Raw genomic sequence first — 21260 nt, 5'->3', positions numbered from 1 at the left:
CTGACATTTTCCATTTATCTGTCGCTGATTAACTCGCTGCACCCTTTGCCAGCAGGAGCGCAACGATGACGGCCACACCGATTCTGGAAATGCGGGCAATCACCCGCCGCTTTGGCAGCTTTTATGCGTTGAAAGGGGTGGATCTGACGGTCTGGCCAGGCGAAGTGCATGCGCTGATGGGCGAAAATGGCGCAGGGAAAAGCACCCTGATGAAGATCCTCGCCGGGGCTTACACCGCCAGCAGCGGGGAGATTCTGATTGATGGGCAACCTTACGCGATTAAAGGGCCAAAAGAAGCCCTGGCGGCAGGCATCACCCTGATTTATCAGGAGATCAACCTGGCACCGAATCTGACGGTGGCGGAGAACATCTTCCTCGGCAGCGAAATCACCCGCGCGGGCCTGGTCAAACGTCGCCAAATGGCCGAAGAGGCGCAGCAGGTGATTGATCGCCTCGGCGCACAGTTTAACGCGACTGACCTGGTGAGCCGCCTGAGCATTGCTGAGCAGCAGCAAGTGGAGATCGCCCGGGCGCTGCATCGCAACAGCCGTATCCTGGTGATGGATGAACCGACTGCCGCGCTCTCCAATCGTGAAACCGAACAGTTGTTTGCACTGATTAAGCGTCTGCGCAGCGAAGGCATGGCGATTATCTATATCAGCCACCGCATGGCGGAGGTGTATGAACTCTCCGATCGTGTCAGCGTACTGCGCGATGGTCAGTACGTTGGCAGCCTGACGCGTGACCAACTGAACGCCAGTGAACTGGTGCGCATGATGGTCGGGCGTCCTCTCAGCGACCTGTTTAACAAAGATCGCACCATTCCCTTCGGTGCCATTCGTCTCGCGGTCAATCATCTCAGCGATGGCAAAAAAGTCTACCCCAGTAGTCTGGCGGTACGAGCCGGTGAAATTGTCGGCCTCGCCGGACTGGTAGGGGCCGGGCGCAGCGAGTTGGCCCAGCTGATTTTTGGCGTACACAAACCGAGTGGCGGGGAGATTTGGATCGATGGCGAAGAGGTGAAAATTCATTCGCCGCGTGAAGCGATTGCCCACGGCATTGGTTTTCTTACTGAAAATCGCAAAGAACAGGGGTTGTTTCTGGAGCTGGCGGCGCAGGAAAACATCGTTATGGCGACGCTGGAGCGTGATGCCAGTTACGGCCTGCTCAATCGCCGCAAGGGGCAGAAGATTGCCAGCGAGGCGATCCAGACCCTCAACATCCGGGTTCCCCATGCGCAGGTGCGCGCCGGTGGTCTCTCCGGCGGCAACCAGCAGAAGTTGCTGGTGTCACGTTGGGTGGCCATTGCGCCGCGCATCCTGATCCTCGATGAACCGACGCGTGGTGTCGACGTCGGTGCCAAGAGTGAGATCTATCGCATGATGAGCCAACTGGCGCAGCAGGGCGTGGCGATTCTGATGATCTCCAGTGAGCTGCCGGAAGTGGTGGGGATGAGCGACCGGGTTTATGTGATGCGAGAAGGCACCATTGCCGGTGAATTAAGCGGTAACGAGATCAGCCAGGAAAACATTATGACGCTGGCCACCGGCGCTCAGCCGGCCCATGTGTGAGGAGACGAGGATGACCAGTGAAACCACCCGGATGAAAAACCCAACGTTGAAACGTGCACTGATGGCGGATCTGTTGCAGACCGTTGGCATCCTGCCGATTTTGATTCTGATTGTCGCGGTGTTTGGTTTTGTCGCACCTAATTTTTTTACCGAGGCCAACCTGCTGAACATTACCCGGCAGGCGTCGATCAACATCGTGCTGGCGGCGGGGATGACCTTTGTCATTCTGACCGGAGGCATTGATTTATCGGTAGGGTCGATGCTCGGCACCACCGCGGTGGTGGCGATGGTGGTCTCGCTCGACCCGGCTTTTGCCAGCCTGACCATTCCGGCGGCGCTGGGCGCGGGGTTGATGATGGGGCTGTTTAACGGCCTGTTGGTGGCCTGGGCGGGACTGCCGCCGTTTATCGTCACCCTCGGCACCTATACCGCCCTGCGCGGCGCGGCATACCTGCTGGCGGATGGCACCACGGTGATCAACTCTGACATCAACTTTGAGTGGATTGGCAACGGCTATATCGGGCCGATCCCATGGCTGATCGTGATCGCCTTTGCGGTGATTGCGTTGTGCTGGTTCATCCTGCGCCGTACCACGCTGGGGGTACATATCTATGCGGTGGGCGGCAACATGCAGGCAGCCAGACTGACCGGCATCAAGGTCGGGGCGGTGCTGGTGTTTGTCTACGCAGTAAGCGGCCTGCTGTCTGGATTAGGTGGCCTGATGAGCGCCTCACGTCTCTACAGCGCCAACGGCAACCTCGGTGTCGGTTATGAGCTGGATGCCATCGCCGCGGTGATCCTCGGTGGCACCAGTTTTGTCGGTGGTATCGGCACCATTACCGGCACGCTGATTGGTGCGCTGATTATCGCCACGCTGAATAACGGCATGACGCTGATGGGCGTGTCGTACTTCTGGCAATTGGTGATTAAAGGCGGGGTGATCATTATCGCCGTGCTGATCGATAAGTACCGCACAAGGCATCACGTAGGGTAGATGCGGCCTGTAACCCTCACCCCGACCCTCTCCCATAAGGGAGAGGGAGATGTGCCATATGCTCGTTCGGTTCCCTCTCCCATAAGAGAGAGGGAGATATATGCCATATGCTCGTTCGGTTCCCTCTCCCGCTTGCGGGAGAGGGTTAGGGTTAGGGCAAAGGCAGCAACAATACAAAACCAAAAAGCAGGAGAACATCGACTATGCGTTTTAATCCGATCCTTACCGGACTGCTGGCGGCCACGCTTCTCAGTGCGCCGCTGGTCCAGGCCAAAGAGTTAAAAGCCATTGGTGTGACTGTCGGCGATCTCGCCAACCCGTTCTTCGTGCAGATCACCAAAGGGGCTGCACTGGAAGCGCGTAAGCTGGCCGGTGACGACGTGAAGGTGACGCTGGTGTCCAGCGGTTACGATCTCGGTCAGCAGGTGGCGCAGATTGATAACTTTATTGCTGCCAAAGTAGACATGATTATCCTTAACGCCGCTGATTCCAAAGGCATTGCCCCGGCGGTGAAACGTGCGCGTGATGCCGGTATCGTGGTGGTGGCGGTGGACGTGGCCGCTGAAGGTGCCGATGCCACGATTACCTCTGATAACACCCAGGCCGGGGCCATGGCCTGTAAATACATCTCCGATCGCCTGAAAAACAAAGGCAACGTGGTGATCATCAACGGGCCGCCGGTTTCCGCCGTGCAGAACCGTGTTGAAGGCTGCGAGACGGAGTTCAAAACCCATCCTGATATCAAGATTCTGTCATCAAACCAAAACGCCAAAGGCAGCCGTGAAGGTGGGCTGGAGGTGATGACCGGCCTGCTGTCAGCGAACCCGAAAATTGATGCGGTATTCGCGATTAACGATCCTACCGCCATTGGCGCGGATCTGGCGGCTAAACAGGCGCAGCGTAGTGAATTCTTTATTGTCGGCGTCGATGGTAGTCCAGACGGTGAAGAGGCGCTGAAACGTAAAGGTTCGCTGTTTGTCGCCACTCCGGCGCAGGACCCGCAGGTAATGGCGGCGAAAGCGGTGGAGATCGGCTATGACATCCTGCAAGGCAAAGCTGCGCCGGACAAACCGGTACTGATCCCGGTGACGATGATCGATCGTAACAACGTCGGCAGCTACAAAGGCTGGACGGTGAAATAACCGACCCGGGCGGCGTGCTTTTGGCCGCCCCAACTTCCCACTGACCGGAGACGCAGTGATGCAACGTTCGGAAGTGAATGCCATTCTACAACTGACCCGCGAATTCTTTATGCGCCAGGATGTACACCTGCCAGGCTGGGCTGATTACGGTCTCAGCCAGTGGCGCACGCTGGATCGATCCGCCGCCGATGAACTGCTGGCCCTGCATCTGGGCTGGGATGTCACCAGCTTTGGTGCCGAGGATTTCTTTCAGACCGGGTTAACCCTGTTCACCCTGCGTAACGGTTCACGCGGCGGCAAGCCGTGGAGCAAACCCTATGCGGAAAAAATCATGCATGTCCGCGAGGGACAGGTGACGCCGATGCATTACCACCCGCAAAAGATGGAAGACATCATCAATCGGGGCGGGGGCAATCTGATTGTCACGCTGCACAACCGTGACGGCCAGCAGTTGGCGAATACGCCGGTGAAGGTCACGCTGGATGGCCTCTGTCAGACGCATGCCGCCGGTTCGCAACTGCGCCTGTCGCCCGGCGAAAGCGTCACCCTGGTGCCGGGTATCTGGCATAGCTTCTGGGGCGAAGAGGGCTACGGCGATGTGCTGGTGGGCGAAGTCTCCATGCCTAACGACGACGAACACGACAACGTCTTTCTCACTCCGCTAGCCCGTTTTAACCCGATTGATGAGGATGAAGATCCGCGTTGGTTGCTGTGTAACGAATATGCCCGCTGGCTGGCCTGAAGGAGCATCTTATGGCACTGATTTCACTGGCGCAGGGGCTGGCCCATGCGCAACAAAATGGTTATGCCCTTGGCGCGTTTAACGTGCTCGATACCCACTTTCTGCGCGCGCTGTTTCATGCGGCAGAACAGCAGCGTTCCCCGTTTATTATCAACATCGCCGAGGTGCATTTTAAGTATGTCAGCCTCGAACATCTGATTGCGGCTATTCGTACCGAAGCCGCGCTACACGCGATTCCGGTGGTGCTGAACCTTGACCACGGCCTGCACTTCGAGGCGGTGATGCAGGCCATTCGTCTGGGCTTCACCTCCGTTATGTTTGATGGTTCCACCCTCAGCTATGACGAGAACGTGCGTCAGACCCAGGAAGTGGTGAAAATTTGTCACGCGCTTGGCGTATCAGTGGAGGCGGAACTGGGCGCGGTGGGCGGTGACGAAGGAGGCGCGCTGTTTGGTGAAGCCGATAGCGACAAATTTACCGATCCACAGCTGGCGGCCGAGTTTGTCCGCACGACCGGCATTGATTGTCTGGCGGTGGCGATCGGCAATGCACACGGTAAGTACAAAGGCGAGCCGAAACTCGATTTCGACCGGCTGGCGGCGATCCGTGATGCAGCTCGCGTGCCACTGGTGCTGCACGGGGGTTCCGGTATCAGTGACGCGGATTTCCGTCATGCCATCAGCCTTGGCATCCACAAAATCAACTTCTATACCGGTATGTCGCAGGCGGCGCTGGGCGCGATTGAGAGCCAGATTGCCCAACGTGAGGCGCGTTATGATGCCTTTGCCGAACTGCTGATGGCGGTGGAACGTGATATCAGCAACGTGGTGGCACAACAGATGCAGGTGTTCGGCAGCGCCGGGAGGGCCTGAGATGACGGAGCGCAGGGGCATCTTAGCCGCGGGCAGCATGCTGGTGGATCATGTGCAACGCATCAGCCACTGGCCGGAACAAGGCTGGCTGGCGGAGATTCACCACAGCGAGAAATGCAGCGGCGGAGCAGCACTTAACGTGTTGTTCACCCTGGCGCGCATGCAGATCGACTTGCCGTTGGCCGGGGTGGGGATGATCGGCGAAGACAGCGATGGTGACTACATTGCGCACCTGCTGGATCAGCATCAGGTCGATCGCCGCTTTGTGCAACGCACGCGGAGTGTCAGTACCGCCATGACTCAGGTGATGACCACACCTGACGGTCAGCGTACTTTTTTCCATGCGCGTGGGGCCAATGCGCAGCTCGACCTGCCGCATTTTGCCGCCATCAATACCTCCCATCGCATCTTCCATCTCGGTTATCTGCTGCTGCTGGATTGCCTTGATCTGCCGGATGCGCACTGGGGCACACGCGGTGCTCACCTGCTGGCGCAGATGCAACAGCGGGGTTATCTGACCTCGCTGGATCTGGTGTCACGCGCCGGGGAGTACCAATCGCTGGTGGCACCGGCGTTGCGCTGGCTTGACTATCTGGTGATCAATGAGCTGGAGGCGCAATCCCTGACCGGAGTTACCCTGCGTAGTGCAACCGGGATTGCAGCACCGGACGCCTTTGCGGCGGCGGCGGTGTGGCTGGCGCAGCAGGGCGTCCGGCGGCGGGTGGTGATCCATGCGCCGGAAGGGGCGTGGGGCCAGGACGTCAACGGTGAAGGGCGCTGGCAACCGGCGTGGCAACTGCTGCCGGAAGAGATTGTCGGCAGCGTGGGGGCCGGAGACGCCTTTTGTGCCGGGGTGTTGTACGCCAGTCATCAGGGCTGGTCAATGAGCGAAACCCTGAAGCTGGCGCATACCTGTGCCTGTTTTAATCTGCACGCCGCCAACGCGCTGGACGGCACCCGGCCATTGACCGAGATGCAGCGCTGGATGGATCAGGCAATTTGTGTGGCATGCACGGCAGACGCCGGGCGCATCACATCCGCAGAGAAAACATAACCGAGACCACGGATGGTGCGGATCAGGCTCGGCTGATGTGGGTTCATCTCAATTTTGCGCCGCAGCCGCATGATCAGCACATCAATGGTACGGTCGAACACATCGAGGGTTTCGCTATGTGTCAGCTCCAGCAACTGGTCGCGCGTCAGCACTTTGCGTGCGTGGCATACCAACGCGCGCAGCAACGCATATTCGCCCTGGGTTAACATCACCGTCTCGCGCTGGGGATTAAACAGCTGGCAGCGTGTTTCATCCAGACGCCAGCCGTTAAACTGCCAGCCCTCATCCTGGAGGCTGACAGGTTGCGCCAGCCGACCACAACGGCGCAATGCCGCGCGCGCTCTGGCGACCACCACGCGGGGATTAAACGGTTTGGCGATATAGTCGTCGGCCCCCATTTCCAGTCCGACCACCATATCCGCTTCCGATCCCATGCCCGTCAGCATGATCACCAGTAGCTCAGGCCGCTGGCGCTGCATTTGCTGTAGCACCAGTAAGCCATTGGTGTCCGGCAACATCATATCCAGCATCACCAGCGAGATTTCCGGGTGTTTATCCAGCAACGTCAGTGCGTCTTTTCCCTGATGGCAGCTGAATACGGTAAAAACATGTTCACTCAATACATCGTGCAGCAGTTCACACACCGCACGATCGTCATCCACTACCAGAATTGCGGGCTTCATTACGGGCCTCTTTTGTTATGGAAGGGTTAACGAGAGTGTATACCGACCACTTTTACCTGCTACATCAGGCAACAGAAACGTGAGCCGCATCGCCTGACAGAGTTTGAAAGCGTGCGTTACCGCAATCTTTTTTCACAGCACGGTTGACGTGTGGGAAAACGATTGCGCGCACATGGTGCAATGCACCATAATCGCGCCTCGTTCTGGTTCAGAATTGTCTGAGTCTAAGATACAGTCGTGAAGGTAAACGATTGCGTCCTGTTATGGCATAGCAATTGCTATGAGGACAGGGGGAAAGGAGTTTAGTAACAAGGCGGATTGATGGCCGAGCATGCAGCCGTCTGCCTTTTCCCGCAACAATAACGCGCATGCACACCCCATTGGCAAGAGAACGCACGTCAGTGACGTCTCCCCATCACGAGAGATGATGATGTTAGAAAAACTATTCAAGCTAAAAGCGCACAACACAACGGTCCGCACCGAAGTTATCGCGGGCATAACCACCTTCCTGGCTATGGCCTATATCCTGTTTGTTAACCCGAGCATTCTGGGCGCGACCGGTATGGATAAGGGCGCGGTTTTCGTGGCGACCTGTCTGGCGGCGGCGATCGGCTGCGTGCTGATGGGCCTGATTGCCAACTACCCGATTGCGCTGGCACCGGGTATGGGCCTCAACGCCTTCTTTACTTACACCGTGGTACTGCACATGGGCTACACCTGGCAAATCGCGCTGGGTGCGGTGTTCCTTTCAGCCTGTATCTTCTTTGCGTTGTCGGTGTTCAAAATCCGTGAATGGATTATCGCCAGTATTCCGCTGCCGTTGCGCGCCGGGATTGCTGCCGGTATCGGCCTGTTCCTGGCGCTGATTGCGCTGGAGGGCGCGGGTATTGTGGTGGATAACCCGGCGACCCTGGTGGGTCTGGGCGATCTGACCAAACCGGGTCCGCTGCTGGCGCTGCTGGGCTTTGTCATCATCGTGGTGCTGGAAGCGCGTCGCGTAACCGGTGCGGTGCTGATCGGTATTCTGATCGTGACTTTCCTGTCGATGGGTATTGGCCTGACGCCGTTTGGTGGTGTGTTCTCGGCACCGCCGTCCATCGCGCCGACCTTTATGCAACTGGACATCTCCGGTGCCTTTAACGTGGGTCTGGTGAGCGTGATCTTCGCCTTCCTGTTTGTTGACGTGTTCGACAACACCGGTACGCTGCTGGGCGTGACCAAGCGTGCAGGTCTGGCGGATGAGCAGGGCAATGTGCCGAAGATGGGCCGTGCGCTGATCGCCGACAGTGCGGCTGCGCTGTTTGGTTCACTGCTGGGTACTTCAACCACCACCAGTTATGTTGAATCGGCAGCGGGCGTCAGCGCCGGTGGCCGTACCGGTCTGACTGCGATTGTGGTCGCAATCCTGTTCGTGCTGAGCCTGTTCTTCTCGCCGTTGGCAGGTAGCGTGCCAGTATTCGCCACTGCACCTGCGCTGCTGTTCGTGGCGGTGTTGATGGCTTCTGGCCTGGCAGAGATTGACTGGAAAGACATCACCACTGCTGCACCGGTGACCGTCACTGCGCTGACCATGCCGCTGACTTACTCCATTGCTAACGGTATCGCGTTTGGTTTTATCACCTGGACGGTGGTGAAGCTGTTGAGTGGCCGTACTAAAGAGGTGAATGCGGCGCTGATTATTATGTCGATCCTGTTTGTGATTAAACTGGGTTGGTTGAGCGCGTAATTCACCCTCGCCCTGGTCCCTCACCCTAACCCTCTCCCGCAAGCGGGAGAGGGAACCGATCGAGCATAGGGCACAGTTCCCTCTCCCTTATGGGAGAGGGCCGGGGTGAGGGTCACAAACCGCACCGATTCCTACCTAAACGGCGGTTCATTAAACGTGCGTAATTTGCGCGAATGCAACTTATCACCCTCTGCCCGCAACAACTCCACCGCACAAATCCCAATCTGCAAATGCTCAGAAATCGCCCCTTCATAGAAACGATTCGCCTGGCCTGGCAGTTTGATCTCGCCATGCAGCGGTTTGTCAGAAACGCACAATAAGGTGCCGTAAGGCACGCGGAAGCGATATCCCTGCGCCGCAATGGTCGCGCTTTCCATATCCACCGCCACCGCGCGGCTCAGGTTGAAGCGCAGCGCCGAGGCGGAGTAGCGCAGCTCCCAGTTACGGTCATCCGTGGTTACCACGGTGCCGGTACGCAGGCGTTGTTTGACCTCTTCACCCGGCATACCGCTCACCGCTTTGGTGGCGTCGTACAGCGCGCGCTGCACTTCGGCAATGCTGGGGATCGGAATATCCGGCGGCAGTACGCTATCCAGCACATGATCATCGCGCAGATAGGCGTGGGCCAGCACATAGTCGCCAATGGTCTGGCTTTCGCGCAGGCCACCGCAGTGACCAATCATCAGCCAGGCATGGGGACGCACCACCGCCAGATGGTCACAGATGGTTTTAGCATTCGATGGCCCGACGCCAATATTCACCAGCGTGATGCCGCGACGGTTGGGCGATGTCAGATGCCAGGCTGGCATCTGGTGTTTCTTCCATGCCAGGTCCGACATCATGGCTTCCGGGTCCTGGGTAGCTTTGGTGATCACCACATCGCCAGCACAGGCGAGACTGTCGTAAGGTGTGCCGGGGTCCTGCACCTGCTCAATGGCCCAGCGCACAAACTCATCAACATAACGCGTGTAGTTGGTAAACAGCACGAACGGCTGGAAGTGTTCAACGGCGGTGCCGGTGTAGTGACGCAGGCGCGCCAGCGAGAAATCAGTGCGCAGCGCATCGAAGTGCGACAGCGGGAACTGTGCGTCAGCGTTGAACAGACCATCGGCGGTTTCATCACCAATTTGTGATAACTCGGTGGTGGGGAAATGGCGCGCGATGCTGGCGCTCATGGAACGGTCCAGCGACAGGTCGGAGCCGTCGATCACATAAGGGTAGGGGATCTCCTGCTGCGACGGACCCACCTCGATCACCACCTCGTACTCTTTCTCAATCATCGACAATTGCTCACTCAGATAGTGACGCAACAATGCCGGGCGGGTGATGGTGGTGCTGTAGCTGCCGGTATGGGTGAAGCGGCCCCAGGCGCGGGTGCGGTTCTGCTGCGGGCCATCGCCCGCCCAGGTAATGCGCAGCTCCGGGTAGACAAACAACCCCTGCTGGCGTGCTGCTTCATCCGGCAGACGCCCCTGTTCGGTAAAGTCACGAATCGCGCTACGTAACGCCGCAACCGCGTTGTCGTACAGACGTTCCAGTTCATCCAGTGCCTGCTGGCTGCTGATGCCGTTCCGTTGTGTATTCATAGGTTCTCCCTCAGAAATTTGGACCGATTTGGCTATAGCATAGCGGGTAAACCCCTCAGCACCATGAAGAATCTGTGATCGACCGCATTCTGCACCATCAGAGTGCTGGTGCGTCTTCAAACGCTGACTATGGTTAAGATCAGCAGAGGCGTTCCCGCCGCTTTAACGCGCTGCCGGTGCAAAAACTTGTCACCAATACTTACCTTTGGCGAGTTTTTTGCTTAATCGTTAACCGTGGCCGTGCTGGCCATGCATCGCAATTGGTTAAGTTTCAGAAATTGATTTCTCCCAGGCCGTGGTATGGCTCCGTTCCTGACCCGTTGAGGATTGAAAGCATGTCTTTGAAATTCATACAACTACCATTGAAGGTCGTGATTGCAGGTTGCCTGAGTGCGGCGTTTTATGCCCAGGCAGACATTAAAATTGGTGTAGCCGGACCCTTTTCCGGCCCTAATGCCACTTACGGCGCACAGTATTGGAAAGGTGCTACTCAGGCGGCGGATGATATCAACGCCGCCGGGGGCATTAACGGTGAGAAAATTGTGCTGGTGCAGGGCGATGATGCCTGCGAGCCGAAACAGGCGGTAGCGGTCGCCAACCGTCTGGTGGACCAGGACAAAGTGCAGGCGGTCGTCGGCCACTTCTGCTCCTCCTCTACCATGCCTGCCTCCGAAGTGTATGACGACGCCGGGGTGCTGGCGATCACCCCCGGATCCACCAACCCCCAGATCACCGAACGCGGCATGAAAACCATGTTCCGTATGTGTGGTCGTGACGACCAACAAGGGGCGATTGCAGCTAACTACATTATCGACAAGCTGAAAGCCAAACGTGTCGCAGTGATCCACGATAAAGACACCTACGGTCAGGGGCTGGCCGATGCCACTAAAGCGGCGCTGGAAAAACGCGGCGTGAATGAGGTGTTATATGAAGGTCTGTCGCGCGGTGAGAAAGACTTCAACGCGCTGGTCACCAAGATCGCCTCGGTGAAACCGGATGTGGTCTACTTTGGTGGATGTCATCCGGAAGCCGGTCCGTTGGTACGTCAGATGCGTGAGCAAGGCGTGACCGCCGCCTTCTTCTCTGGTGACTGCATCGTGACAGAAGATATGGTGACGGCTGCCGGTGGCCCGCAATACACCAAAGGCGTCTACATGACCTTTGGTCAGGACCCACGTCAGATCCCAGACGGCAAAGCCGTGATCGCTAAATTCCGTGCCGGTGGCTTCGAGCCGGAAGGTTACACCCTGTATGCCTATGCCTCGATTCAGGCACTGGCTGCCGCGTATAAAGCCGCAGGTAAAGATAACGCCAAAGCCAGTGACTGGCTGAAAGCGAACAGCGTCGATACCGTGATGGGTAAAAAAGCCTGGGATGGCAAAGGCGACCTGAAAGTCTCGGATTACGTAGTCTACCAGTGGGACGATAAAGGCAAATATCACCAGCTGTAAGCTGACACGCGGCCCCGCGTGCAGCGGGGCCATCTGCGATTGGGCGCGAGGTTTGCGCTCCCCTTAAGCACGGGACTTGCATATGGACGCCTTCTTTCTTCAGCAACTGGTGAACGGCCTGACGCTGGGCGCGGTTTACGGGCTGATTGCTATCGGCTACACCATGGTGTACGGCATTATCGGCATGATCAACTTCGCTCACGGCGAGGTGTATATGATCTCTGCCTATCTTTGTGCCATCGGGCTGGGACTGCTCAGCTTCTTCGGTATTCACTCCTTTCCATTGCTGATTTTCGGCACCCTGATCTTCACCATTGTCGTCACAGCGGTGTATGGCTGGACCATTGAGCGCATCGCTTATCGCCCGTTACGTAACTCCACGCGCCTGGCCCCGTTGATTTCGGCCATTGGCATGTCGCTGATTTTGCAGAACTACGTGCAGTTAAGTCAGGGGCCGAACCAGCAGGGTATCCCGACGCTGATGAGTGGTGTGCTGCGTATGGAGATTGATGGCGGGGTGGTACAAATTACCTGGACCAAAGTGTTCATCCTGATTGCTGCGCTGGCGGGCATGGCGCTGCTGACCTGGATTATTCAATACACCCGGCTGGGGCGGATTTGTCGCGCGGTGCAGCAGGATCGTCGTATGGCTGCCATCCTCGGTATCAACACCGATCGGGTGATCTCGCTGGTGTTTATGATTGGTGCGGCGATGGCCGGCTTGGCCGGGGTGCTGGTCACCATGAACTACGGCACCTTCGATTTCTATATTGGCTTTGTCATCGGTATCAAGGCATTTACCGCTGCGGTACTGGGGGGGATCGGCTCTTTGCCTGGCGCAATGCTCGGCGGTTTGCTGTTGGGCGTGGCGGAAGCGCAGTTCGCCGGGCTGGTGAACTCCGATTACAAAGATGTTTTCTCTTTTGCCTTGCTGGTGGTGATTTTGATCTTCCGACCACAGGGGCTGTTGGGACGACCGCTGGTTGCCAAAGTGTGAGGACGCCAAAATGAGTGCAATGACGCAATCTGTGGATGTGCGCCAGTCGCTGCTGGATTGTCTGATGGCCGGGCTGGTGGCGCTGGTGGTATTTGGCCCGATCGTCGGTGTGGTGCTGGATGGTTACAGTTTTCACCTGTCGCCGCTGCGGGTCGCGCTGCTGGTCGGGGTGGTGATGGTGGGGCGGTTGCTGCTCAGCCTGTTGCTGCAAACCCCGGCAGGACAGCGCTTCGCGCGCAAGTTTGAGGGCAGCGATGACGGGGTGTATGTGCGTGAGCCGGGCCATCGCTCGTCGCTGCGCTGGGTTCTGCCACTGGTGGTGGTGCTGGCGTTGGCCTTCCCGTTTCTTTCCAGCAAGTACCTGCTGACGGTGGCGATCCTCGGGTTAATTTATGTGTTGCTCGGCCTTGGGTTGAACATCGTGGTGGGTCTTGCCGGGCTGCTGGATCTGGGGTATGTGGCGTTTTACGCCATCGGTGCCTATGGCCTGGCGCTGGGTTATGAGTATCTTGGCCTCGGTTTCTGGAGCATGCTGCCACTGGCGGCGCTGATGGCCGCCTTCGCCGGGGCGTTGCTCGGTTTTCCCGTGCTGCGTATGCACGGTGATTATCTGGCGATTGTCACCCTCGGTTTTGGTGAAATCATCCGTCTGGTGCTCAACAACTGGTTGTCCTTCACCGGTGGCCCCAATGGCGTCTCGGTGCCGTCACCGACCTTTTTCGGTCTGGAGTTTGGCCGTCGTGCCCGCGAGGGCGGCGTCCCTTATAACGAGTTTTTCCATCTCGACTACAACCCGAATATGAAGTTTATCTTTATCTACGTGGTGCTGGTTCTGGTGGTGTTGCTGGTGCTGTGGATCAAACATCGCCTGACACGCATGCCGATTGGCCGCGCCTGGGAAGCGCTGCGCGAGGATGAGATCGCCTGCCGCGCGATGGGGCTGAATCATGTGCTGGTCAAGTTGTCGGCGTTTATGCTCGGCGCATCGACCGCAGGCATCGCTGGGGTGTTTTTCGCCACTTATCAGGGGTTCGTCAATCCTACCTCGTTCACCTTTTTTGAATCGGCACTGATCCTCGCCATTGTGGTGCTGGGCGGGATGGGATCGACTCTTGGCGTGGTGCTGGCAGCGTTTGTGTTGACCGTCGCCCCGGAATTGCTGCGCAGCTTTGCCGAATACCGCGTGTTGTTGTTTGGCATGTTGATGGTGCTGATGATGATCTGGCGACCGCGCGGTCTGGTGCGTACCGCGCGCGTGGGTGTGCCACTGCGTAAAGGAGTGCGCCATGAGTGATGCGATTTTGCAGGTGGATAACCTGATGATGCGCTTCGGCGGGATCAAGGCGCTCAATGATGTCAGCCTGGCGGTGGAACGCGGATCGGTGACCTCGCTGATTGGTCCGAACGGCGCGGGGAAAACCACGGTGTTTAACTGTCTGACCGGTTTCTATCGCGCCACTGGGGGGCGCATCACCCTCAACGCGCATCAGCGATCGACCGATGTTATTCAGGTACTGGGGCAGAAAATTCATCCCGGCGACTGGCTGCACCCGGCGCGGCTTGGCTCCCGTATCTGGTACAAAATGTTCGGCGGTGCGCATCTGGTGAACCGCGCCGGGCTGGCGCGTACCTTCCAGAATATCCGCCTGTTCCGCGAGATGTCGGTGGTGGAGAACCTGCTGGTGGCGCAGCATATGCAGGTTAACCGCCAGTTGATTGCCGGAATCCTCAACACACGCGGCTATCGTGAGGCCGAGAACCGTGCGCTGGATCGGGCATTTTACTGGCTGGAGAATGTTGATCTGGTTGGCAGCGCTAACCGACTGGCGGGCACCTTATCTTACGGACAGCAACGACGGCTGGAGATTGCCCGCGCCATGTGTACCCGCCCGGAGCTGATCTGCCTGGATGAACCGGCCGCGGGCCTAAACCCGGTGGAGACCGAGGCGTTGAGCCAGATTTTGCACCGGCTGCGTGCCGATCATCGCATCAGCGTGTTGTTGATCGAACACGATATGCCGATGGTGATGCGTATCTCCGATCATATCGTGGTGCTGGATCACGGCGACGTGATTGCCCAGGGTACGCCACAGCAAATCCGTCATGACCCACGCGTGATTGCCGCCTATCTCGGCGCGGAAGAGGAGAGTGATCATGGCTGAAACGATGCTGAGTTTTGAACAGGTGGATGTGTTTTATGGCCCGGTGCAGGCGCTGAAACAGGTATCGCTGACGGTTAACGCAGGGGAAACGGTGGCACTGATCGGTGCCAACGGCGCAGGCAAATCCACGCTGCTGATGTCGATCTTCAGCCAGCCGCGCATTGCTGCGGGTGAGATTCGGTTTCGCGGCGAGGCCATCAGCCACCGATCCACCCATTTTATCGCCGCCAGCGGTATTGCTCAGGCACCGGAAGGGCGGCGTATCTTCCCCGATATGACGGTAGAGGAAAACCTGCTGATGGGTACCATCGCCATCGGCGATCGCTTTGCGCGCGAGGATAAGGACCGCATGTACCAGCTGTTTCCCCGGCTGCTGGAAAGGCGCAAGCAGCGCGCGATGACGCTATCAGGCGGCGAGCAGCAGATGCTGGCGATTGCCCGTGCCCTGATGAGCCGACCCAAGTTGTTGCTGCTGGATGAACCCAGCCTCGGGCTGGCACCGCTGGTGGTGAAGCAAATCTTCGCCATCCTGCGTGAGCTGACACAGCAGGGCATGACGCTGTTTCTGGTGGAGCAGAATGCGCGCCATGCATTGCAACTGGCCGATCGTGGTTATGTGATGGTCAATGGTGAGATTCGACTCAGCGGCAGCGGTCAGGCGTTGTTGCATAACGAGGAGGTACGCAGTGCCTATTTGGGAGGGGCTGTCGAACATCCTGCCGGGTCGGGAACAAAAAGTTTGTAATAATGATTAAATGTTGACGGGAAACATTTTGCATAATTGTTAGCGTCCTATCATTATTATTCTTCTTATCCAAAGTGATTTGGTATTCCCTTGCAAAATCCTGGCGTAGCAGTGATGCGTGCGATCAGAAATACGGCGTGGTATCCGAAACGCCGCTCTTATCGCACGTTGTTATGGCGTGAAATCACGCCGCTGGCCGTGCCCATCTTTATCGAAAACTTATGTGTGATGCTGATGGGCGTCCTCAGTACCTTCCTGGTCAGCTGGCTGGGTAAAGAAGCGATGGCGGGCGTTGGCCTGGCCGACAGCTTCAATATGGTGATCATCTCATTCTTTGCTGCTATCGATCTCGGCACCACGGTGGTGGTGGCGTTCAGCCTTGCCAAACGCAACGGTAAACGGGCGCGTGCGGCAACGCGTCAGTCGCTGGGATTGATGACGGTGCTGGCGTTTGTGCTGGTGATCGTCATCGAGATTTGGGGCCACCTGATTATCGATGTGATTGCCGGGAGCGCCGAACCCAAGGTTAAGGAACTGGCGCTCAGTTACCTGCAAACCTCGGCGTGGAGCTATCCGGCGGCGGCGATTGCCCTGATCGGTAGCGGGGCGCTGCGCGGGGCGGGGAATACCAAAATCCCGATGCTGATTAACGGTGGGATGAACATCCTTAATATCGTGATCAGTACCGTGTTGATTTATGGCTGCCTCGGCTGGGAAGGATTGGGCTTTATCGGTGCCGGGCTGGGGCTGACCATCTCTCGCTATATCGGAGCGATTGCGGCGATTTATGTGTTGTATCTCGGCATCAATCCGGCGCTGAAGATCTCCATCCAAAGCTACTTCCGGCGCTGGAACTACGGCATTTTGATGGAGGTGCTGAGTATCGGCGTCCCGGCCAGTATCGAGTCGGTGCTGTTCAACGGCGGTAAGCTGTTGACGCAGATTTTTGTTGCCGGGATGGGCACCAACGAAATCGCCGGTAACTTTATCGCGTTCTCGATCGCCACCTTGATTAACCTGCCGGGCAACGCCCTGGGTTCGGCGTCGACCATTATCACCGGCAAACGCCTTGGGCGTAATCAGGTGATGCAGGCGGAACGACAAATCAAGCATGTGTTCTGGCTGGCGATGATTGGCTTATGTAGCCTGGCGGCGATCACCGTGCCGATAGCCGGGTTACTGGCGAAGTTCTATACCCGTGATCCGGAGGTGATTACGGTCACTAAACACCTGATCTGGCTTAACGCCGCGTTTATGCCAATCTGGACCGCTTCCTGGGTGCTGCCTGCCGGGCTGAAAGGCGCGCGCGATGCGCGTTACACCATGTATGTCTCGATGTTCAGCATGTGGGGCGCACGCGTGGTGGCCGGTTATCTGCTGGGTATTGTGCTGGGCATGGGAGTGATTGGCGTGTGGCTCGGTATGTTCCTCGACTGGACCGTGCGCGGTATCTGCTTCTGGTGGCGTCTGACCAGCGGCAAATGGCTGAATAATTATCGCCGCATGATCGCCAAAAGCGGCGGGTAATGCCCTCACCCTAACCCTCTCCCGCAAGCGGGAGAGGGGACTGATGCGTGCACAGGCTACCAATTTGCTCTACCTCCCTCTCCCGCTTGCGGGAGAGGGCCGGGGTGAGGGTATCCGCGTACACCACCGCCCAGGTAAATAAGTAAAACCTATTATTTATTCTCAACCTTTCTGTGTCATTTTCCCTTCTTAATTTAAAAATTAAATTCACCCTGCTGGTCAATTCCGTTATTTAACCGCTGGCTTCGATACCGAAAAAGATATTTTTCTGTGCAACCAGGAGCGTCAATATGGAAAAGCCTGACAACATCGCCCCATTATTTTCCGTGCGCCAACTTTCAGTGGCGCTGCCTGCCGGGATGGACCGTCGCTATGCGGTGGAAAATCTCAGCTTCGATCTCTGGCCGGGAGAAATTCTCTGCATTATCGGTGAGTCTGGCTCGGGTAAATCCGTCACCGCCCACGCTGCCATGGGGCTGCTACCCAAAGCTTTGCGCGTGCAGGGCGGCGAGATCCTGCTGCGTGGCACCAATCTGTTGCAACAAACGCCGGAACAACTGCGTCAACTGCAAGGCAAAACCCTCGCCATCATTTTTCAGGACCCGCTATCGGCCCTCAACCCTCTTATGACCATCGGTGAGCAAATCGCTGAAGTGATGCTGGCGCATAACGTCGGCACCGCCGCCTCACGTCAGCAAAAAGTGCTGGCGCTGCTGGAGGAGGTTGGGTTACCGGAACCCGATAAAATCCAGCATCAACACCCGTTTCGCCTCTCCGGTGGCCAGCGTCAGCGGGTGATGATCGCCATGGCGCTGGCGCTCGATCCCGATGTGCTGATTGCCGATGAACCCACCACCGCGCTTGATGTCACCACCCAGGCACAAATCCTGCGCTTGATTCGTGGCCTGCAACAGCGCAAGGCGATGAGCGTGATGTTTATCACCCACGATTTTGGCGTGGTGGAGGAGATTGCCGACCGGGTGATTGTGATGGAAAAGGGCCATATGGTGGAGTCCGGCCCGGCGCAGCAGGTGCTCAACGCGCCGCAGCATCCTTACTCGCAGAAGTTGATTGCCGCCGTGCCACGCATGCATGCCGGGGAAAAAGATGTGCGTAACACGCCAACGGTGTTGCAGGTGAAAAACCTGGTAAAAACCTACCGCAGCGACGGCGGTTGGCTGAGCCGCAGCCGTGAAGTGAAGGCACTAAACAACGTCAGTTTCAGCCTCAATAAGGGCGAAACCCTGGGCATTGTCGGTGAGTCTGGCTCAGGCAAATCGTCGCTTGGTCGGGTGCTGCTGAAACTGTTGGCGGCAGATAGCGGTGAAATCCTGTTTGATGGGCGTGATATCCAGCCAATGAAAGAGAACGAATTTCGCCCGCTGCGCCGCTATATCCAGATGATATTTCAGGACCCGTTTGCCTCGCTTAATCCGCGTCACACCATTGGCACCATCCTGTCTGCCGGGCCGTTGGCGTTGGGCGGTATGACACCGCAGGAAGTCGAGCGTAAAGCGAAACAACTGCTGCAACGGGTGGGGCTGGATGCCAGTGCCTGGCAGCGTTTCCCGCATGAGTTTTCCGGCGGCCAACGCCAGCGCATCGGGATTGCGCGCGCGCTGATGTTCGATCCAGTGCTGCTGGTGGCTGATGAGTCAGTGTCGGCGCTGGATGTGTCGATTCAGGCGCAGGTACTGGAATTGCTGCGTAGCATTCAACAGCAGACCCAGGTGGCGATGATATTTATTACCCACGATCTGCGCGTTGCCAGCCAGATTTGTGACCGTATCGCCGTGCTGTTTAAGGGTGAAATTGTTGAGCAGGGCACGCCACGGGCGGTATTCCGTGCGCCGCAGCATCGCTACACCCAGCAGTTGGTCAGCGCCATTCCCGGTCATGCGGAAGAACGGGTGGCGTCTTAAGTGAAATTGGAAAAAGCTATGACAAAAGTCGTTGTCATTGTCCACTATTTTGCCAATACTGGATGAAAGTTTGACCTGCCCTAATCCCTTCTTCTGAGACGTTTTTTTTCAGTTATGTGGAGCGCAGAATGACAAAACCAGCCGCACCTGCCGTTCCGCAACAGGCCACCGACGTGGATTTGGGACCGTTGGGGAATATGCTGAGTTTTTACATTCGCAGCATCAACATCGCCGTGTCGCGCGACCTCGACCAGCAACTCGCCGGACTCGAAGTGGCGCGTGGCACCGGCAAGATCAGTACCTTGCTGGTGGTGGATCGCCACCCCGGTATTCGTCCCTCGGTGATTGCCGATGTCATCCAGCGCGACCGCTCCGCTATGGCGCGCCTGCTCGACCAGATGGAACAACAACAGTTGCTGACGCGTGCCGCTGACCAGAGCGATAACCGCTCCCAGGCATTGTTTCTTACCGAACATGGTCAGGCGTTGGCACAGCGCGTGCGCGAGCTGACGCAACAACAGGAAGATCGTTTTTTTCAACGGCTGACGGCGAAAGAAAAACAGACCGTCATTCGTTTATTAAAAAAAGTCTTACAGCCGTAACGCAGTAATAAAATCGGATGATAACGGTGGGTGAGAAATTAATTTCACCTGCACGGAGAACTGTTGCCTAAATATGGCTGCCTGCGACTGCTGTCGGCAATAAATAACCGTCAATAACCTGTGGGAATAATTATGCCAGGTCCGTTTGTAGTACCCGTGCACGGCGATGTGACATTACCGGAAAAAGTTGATGTGGTAGTCATTGGCGGCGGCATTATTGGCTGCGCCACCGCGCTGGAAATTGCTGAGCAGGGCGTCAGTGTCGCACTGTGCGAAAAGGGCGGCATTGGTCATGAGCAGTCGAGCCGTAACTGGGGCTGGGTGCGGCTGGCGCGCCGCGATCCGCGTGAAGTGCCGTTGATGGCCGAATCGCTGCGCATCTGGCAGCAACTGGATCAGCGTTTGCAGGCGGATACCGGTTATCAGCGCGCCGGCATCACCTTCAACTGCGCCAATGACCGGGAGTTCACTGAACTGCAAAGCTGGTCGCGCCATATGGACGGTACGGGTTTCCGTGCTGAGATGCTGGATCGTGCTGCCGTCGAGAAACTGTTTCCCGGCCATAAAGTGCAGGGCGTTGGTGCACTCTATACCCCGGATGATGGCCGTGCCGAGCCGCAAAAAGCCGCCCCGGCCATCGCCGAAGCCGCACGTCGCCACGGTGCCCATATCCTGACAGAGTGCGCCGTGCGCGGCATTGAAACCAGCGGTGGCCGCATTTCCGGCGTGGTAACGGAACGGGGATCCATTGCCTGCCAAACGGTGGTGCTGGCGGGCGGTGCCTGGTCCGGGCTGATGGCGCAACGTTTTGGTCTGTATCTGCCACAACTCAAGGTGTTGAACAGCGTGGTGCGCACCGAACCGTTGCCCGGTGGCCCGGAGGCGGCATTCTGGACGCGCGATTTCGCCATTCGCAAACGTCAGGACGGGGGCTACTCCATTGCCTCCGGCCATGAAAGCGAAGTCGATATCGTGCCCGACAGTTTCCGCTTTGCCCGCAACTTCCTGCCCGCGCTGCGCCATGAATGGGGCTCGTTACGACTGCGGCTGACCGGGCGCTTCTATGACGAGTGGCGCATGACGCGCCACTGGCATCTGGATGAACCCAGTCCCTTTGAGTACTGCCGCGTACTTGATCTGCCGCCGTCGAAAAAACTCACCAATAAGGTGCTGGAGCAACTCAAACAGCAGCTGCCCGCGCTGGCCGGACTGAAGGTGGCGCAACGCTGGGGCGGATGTATCGATGTGCTGCCGGACGCTATTCCGGTGATTTCCCATGTGGACCGCTATCCCGGCCTGGTGATGGCGACCGGTTTCTCCGGTCACGGTTTCGGGATTGGCCCGGGAGCCGGACGTCTCACCGCCGACCTGGTGCTGAACCGCACCCCGGTGGTGGATCCGAAAGCCTTCCGTTTTTCACGTTTCACTGATGGTTCAAAGATTGAAATTATGACCGGCTACTAACTCTGATTGCCGCAGCGCGG

The 21260-nt window shown here is 57.6% G+C and carries 18 protein-coding genes; 16 read left to right on the top strand and 2 right to left on the bottom strand.

The window, feature by feature from the left end; all coding sequences use genetic code 11:
• The first annotated feature begins 65 nt into the window (after positions 1–65).
• From PAT9B_RS12380 to PAT9B_RS12355, 6 genes are all read left to right on the top strand, one after another.
• Positions 66–1571 (top strand): sugar ABC transporter ATP-binding protein, encoded by a 1506-nt coding sequence (locus tag PAT9B_RS12380; protein ID WP_013509611.1) that lies wholly within the window; start codon positions 66–68, stop codon positions 1569–1571.
• A 10-nt stretch (positions 1572–1581) separates the two neighbouring features.
• Entirely contained in the window at positions 1582–2565 is a 984-nt protein-coding gene (locus tag PAT9B_RS12375; protein WP_013509610.1) for a ribose ABC transporter permease, read from the top strand.
• Positions 2566–2768: 203 nt separating this feature from the next.
• The gene (locus PAT9B_RS12370) at positions 2769–3707 is read left to right on the top strand and encodes an ABC transporter substrate-binding protein (protein WP_013509608.1); all 939 of its coding nucleotides are present in this window, start codon (positions 2769–2771) and stop codon (positions 3705–3707) included.
• Between the two features lie 58 nt (positions 3708–3765).
• Positions 3766–4449: a D-lyxose/D-mannose family sugar isomerase gene (locus PAT9B_RS12365; protein ID WP_013509607.1), complete on the top strand. Its 684-nt coding sequence runs from the start codon at positions 3766–3768 to the stop codon at positions 4447–4449.
• A gap of 11 nt (positions 4450–4460) precedes the next feature.
• The gene (locus tag PAT9B_RS12360; protein WP_013509606.1) at positions 4461–5321 is read left to right on the top strand and encodes a ketose 1,6-bisphosphate aldolase; all 861 of its coding nucleotides are present in this window, start codon (positions 4461–4463) and stop codon (positions 5319–5321) included.
• A gap of 1 nt (position 5322) precedes the next feature.
• Positions 5323–6375: a carbohydrate kinase family protein gene (locus PAT9B_RS12355; protein WP_013509605.1), complete on the top strand. Its 1053-nt coding sequence runs from the start codon at positions 5323–5325 to the stop codon at positions 6373–6375.
• On the opposite strand, the gene PAT9B_RS12350 is transcribed toward PAT9B_RS12355, so the two are convergent.
• Entirely contained in the window at positions 6312–7058 is a 747-nt protein-coding gene (locus tag PAT9B_RS12350; RefSeq protein ID WP_013509604.1) for a response regulator, read from the bottom strand. The genes PAT9B_RS12355 and PAT9B_RS12350 overlap by 64 nt on opposite strands.
• A gap of 427 nt (positions 7059–7485) precedes the next feature.
• On the opposite strand from PAT9B_RS12350, the gene PAT9B_RS12345 reads away from it, so the two are divergent.
• Entirely contained in the window at positions 7486–8784 is a 1299-nt protein-coding gene (locus PAT9B_RS12345; RefSeq protein WP_223300482.1) for an NCS2 family permease, read from the top strand.
• Between the two features lie 131 nt (positions 8785–8915).
• Here PAT9B_RS12345 and PAT9B_RS12340 read toward each other — a convergent pair whose 3' ends face one another.
• Positions 8916–10370 (bottom strand): AMP nucleosidase, encoded by a 1455-nt coding sequence (locus tag PAT9B_RS12340; protein WP_013509602.1) that lies wholly within the window; start codon positions 10368–10370, stop codon positions 8916–8918.
• A 335-nt stretch (positions 10371–10705) separates the two neighbouring features.
• Here PAT9B_RS12340 and PAT9B_RS12335 point away from each other — a divergent pair, with 335 nt between their 5' ends.
• From PAT9B_RS12335 to PAT9B_RS12295, 9 genes are all read left to right on the top strand, one after another.
• Positions 10706–11821: a branched-chain amino acid ABC transporter substrate-binding protein gene (locus tag PAT9B_RS12335; protein ID WP_013509601.1), complete on the top strand. Its 1116-nt coding sequence runs from the start codon at positions 10706–10708 to the stop codon at positions 11819–11821.
• Between the two features lie 82 nt (positions 11822–11903).
• Positions 11904–12818 carry a branched-chain amino acid ABC transporter permease gene (locus PAT9B_RS12330; RefSeq protein ID WP_013509600.1) on the top strand — a complete coding sequence of 305 codons (915 nt, stop codon included), beginning with the start codon at positions 11904–11906 and terminating at the stop codon, positions 12816–12818.
• Between the two features lie 10 nt (positions 12819–12828).
• A complete protein-coding gene (gene livM / locus PAT9B_RS12325) occupies positions 12829–14112 on the top strand; it encodes a high-affinity branched-chain amino acid ABC transporter permease LivM (protein WP_013509599.1) in 1284 nt (427 codons plus the stop codon).
• A complete protein-coding gene (locus tag PAT9B_RS12320) occupies positions 14105–14980 on the top strand; it encodes an ABC transporter ATP-binding protein (RefSeq protein WP_013509598.1) in 876 nt (291 codons plus the stop codon). Before livM ends, PAT9B_RS12320 begins: the two co-directional genes overlap by 8 nt.
• A complete protein-coding gene (locus tag PAT9B_RS12315) occupies positions 14973–15725 on the top strand; it encodes an ABC transporter ATP-binding protein (RefSeq protein ID WP_013509597.1) in 753 nt (250 codons plus the stop codon). The genes PAT9B_RS12320 and PAT9B_RS12315 overlap by 8 nt, the downstream gene beginning before the upstream one ends.
• A gap of 114 nt (positions 15726–15839) precedes the next feature.
• Positions 15840–17252 (top strand): EmmdR/YeeO family multidrug/toxin efflux MATE transporter, encoded by a 1413-nt coding sequence (locus PAT9B_RS12310; RefSeq protein ID WP_013509596.1) that lies wholly within the window; start codon positions 15840–15842, stop codon positions 17250–17252.
• Between the two features lie 290 nt (positions 17253–17542).
• The gene (locus PAT9B_RS12305) at positions 17543–19174 is read left to right on the top strand and encodes an ABC transporter ATP-binding protein (protein ID WP_013509595.1); all 1632 of its coding nucleotides are present in this window, start codon (positions 17543–17545) and stop codon (positions 19172–19174) included.
• A 128-nt stretch (positions 19175–19302) separates the two neighbouring features.
• Complete coding sequence (locus tag PAT9B_RS12300; RefSeq protein ID WP_013509594.1) at positions 19303–19776, top strand: MarR family winged helix-turn-helix transcriptional regulator; 474 nt, start codon at positions 19303–19305, stop codon at positions 19774–19776.
• Between the two features lie 132 nt (positions 19777–19908).
• Positions 19909–21240: an FAD-binding oxidoreductase gene (locus tag PAT9B_RS12295; protein WP_013509593.1), complete on the top strand. Its 1332-nt coding sequence runs from the start codon at positions 19909–19911 to the stop codon at positions 21238–21240.
• The last annotated feature ends 20 nt before the right edge of the window (positions 21241–21260 follow it).

This window comes from Pantoea sp. At-9b (assembly GCF_000175935.2).
Classification (GTDB): domain Bacteria; phylum Pseudomonadota; class Gammaproteobacteria; order Enterobacterales; family Enterobacteriaceae; genus Pantoea.
This window is presented reverse-complemented; position numbering and strand designations above follow the sequence as displayed.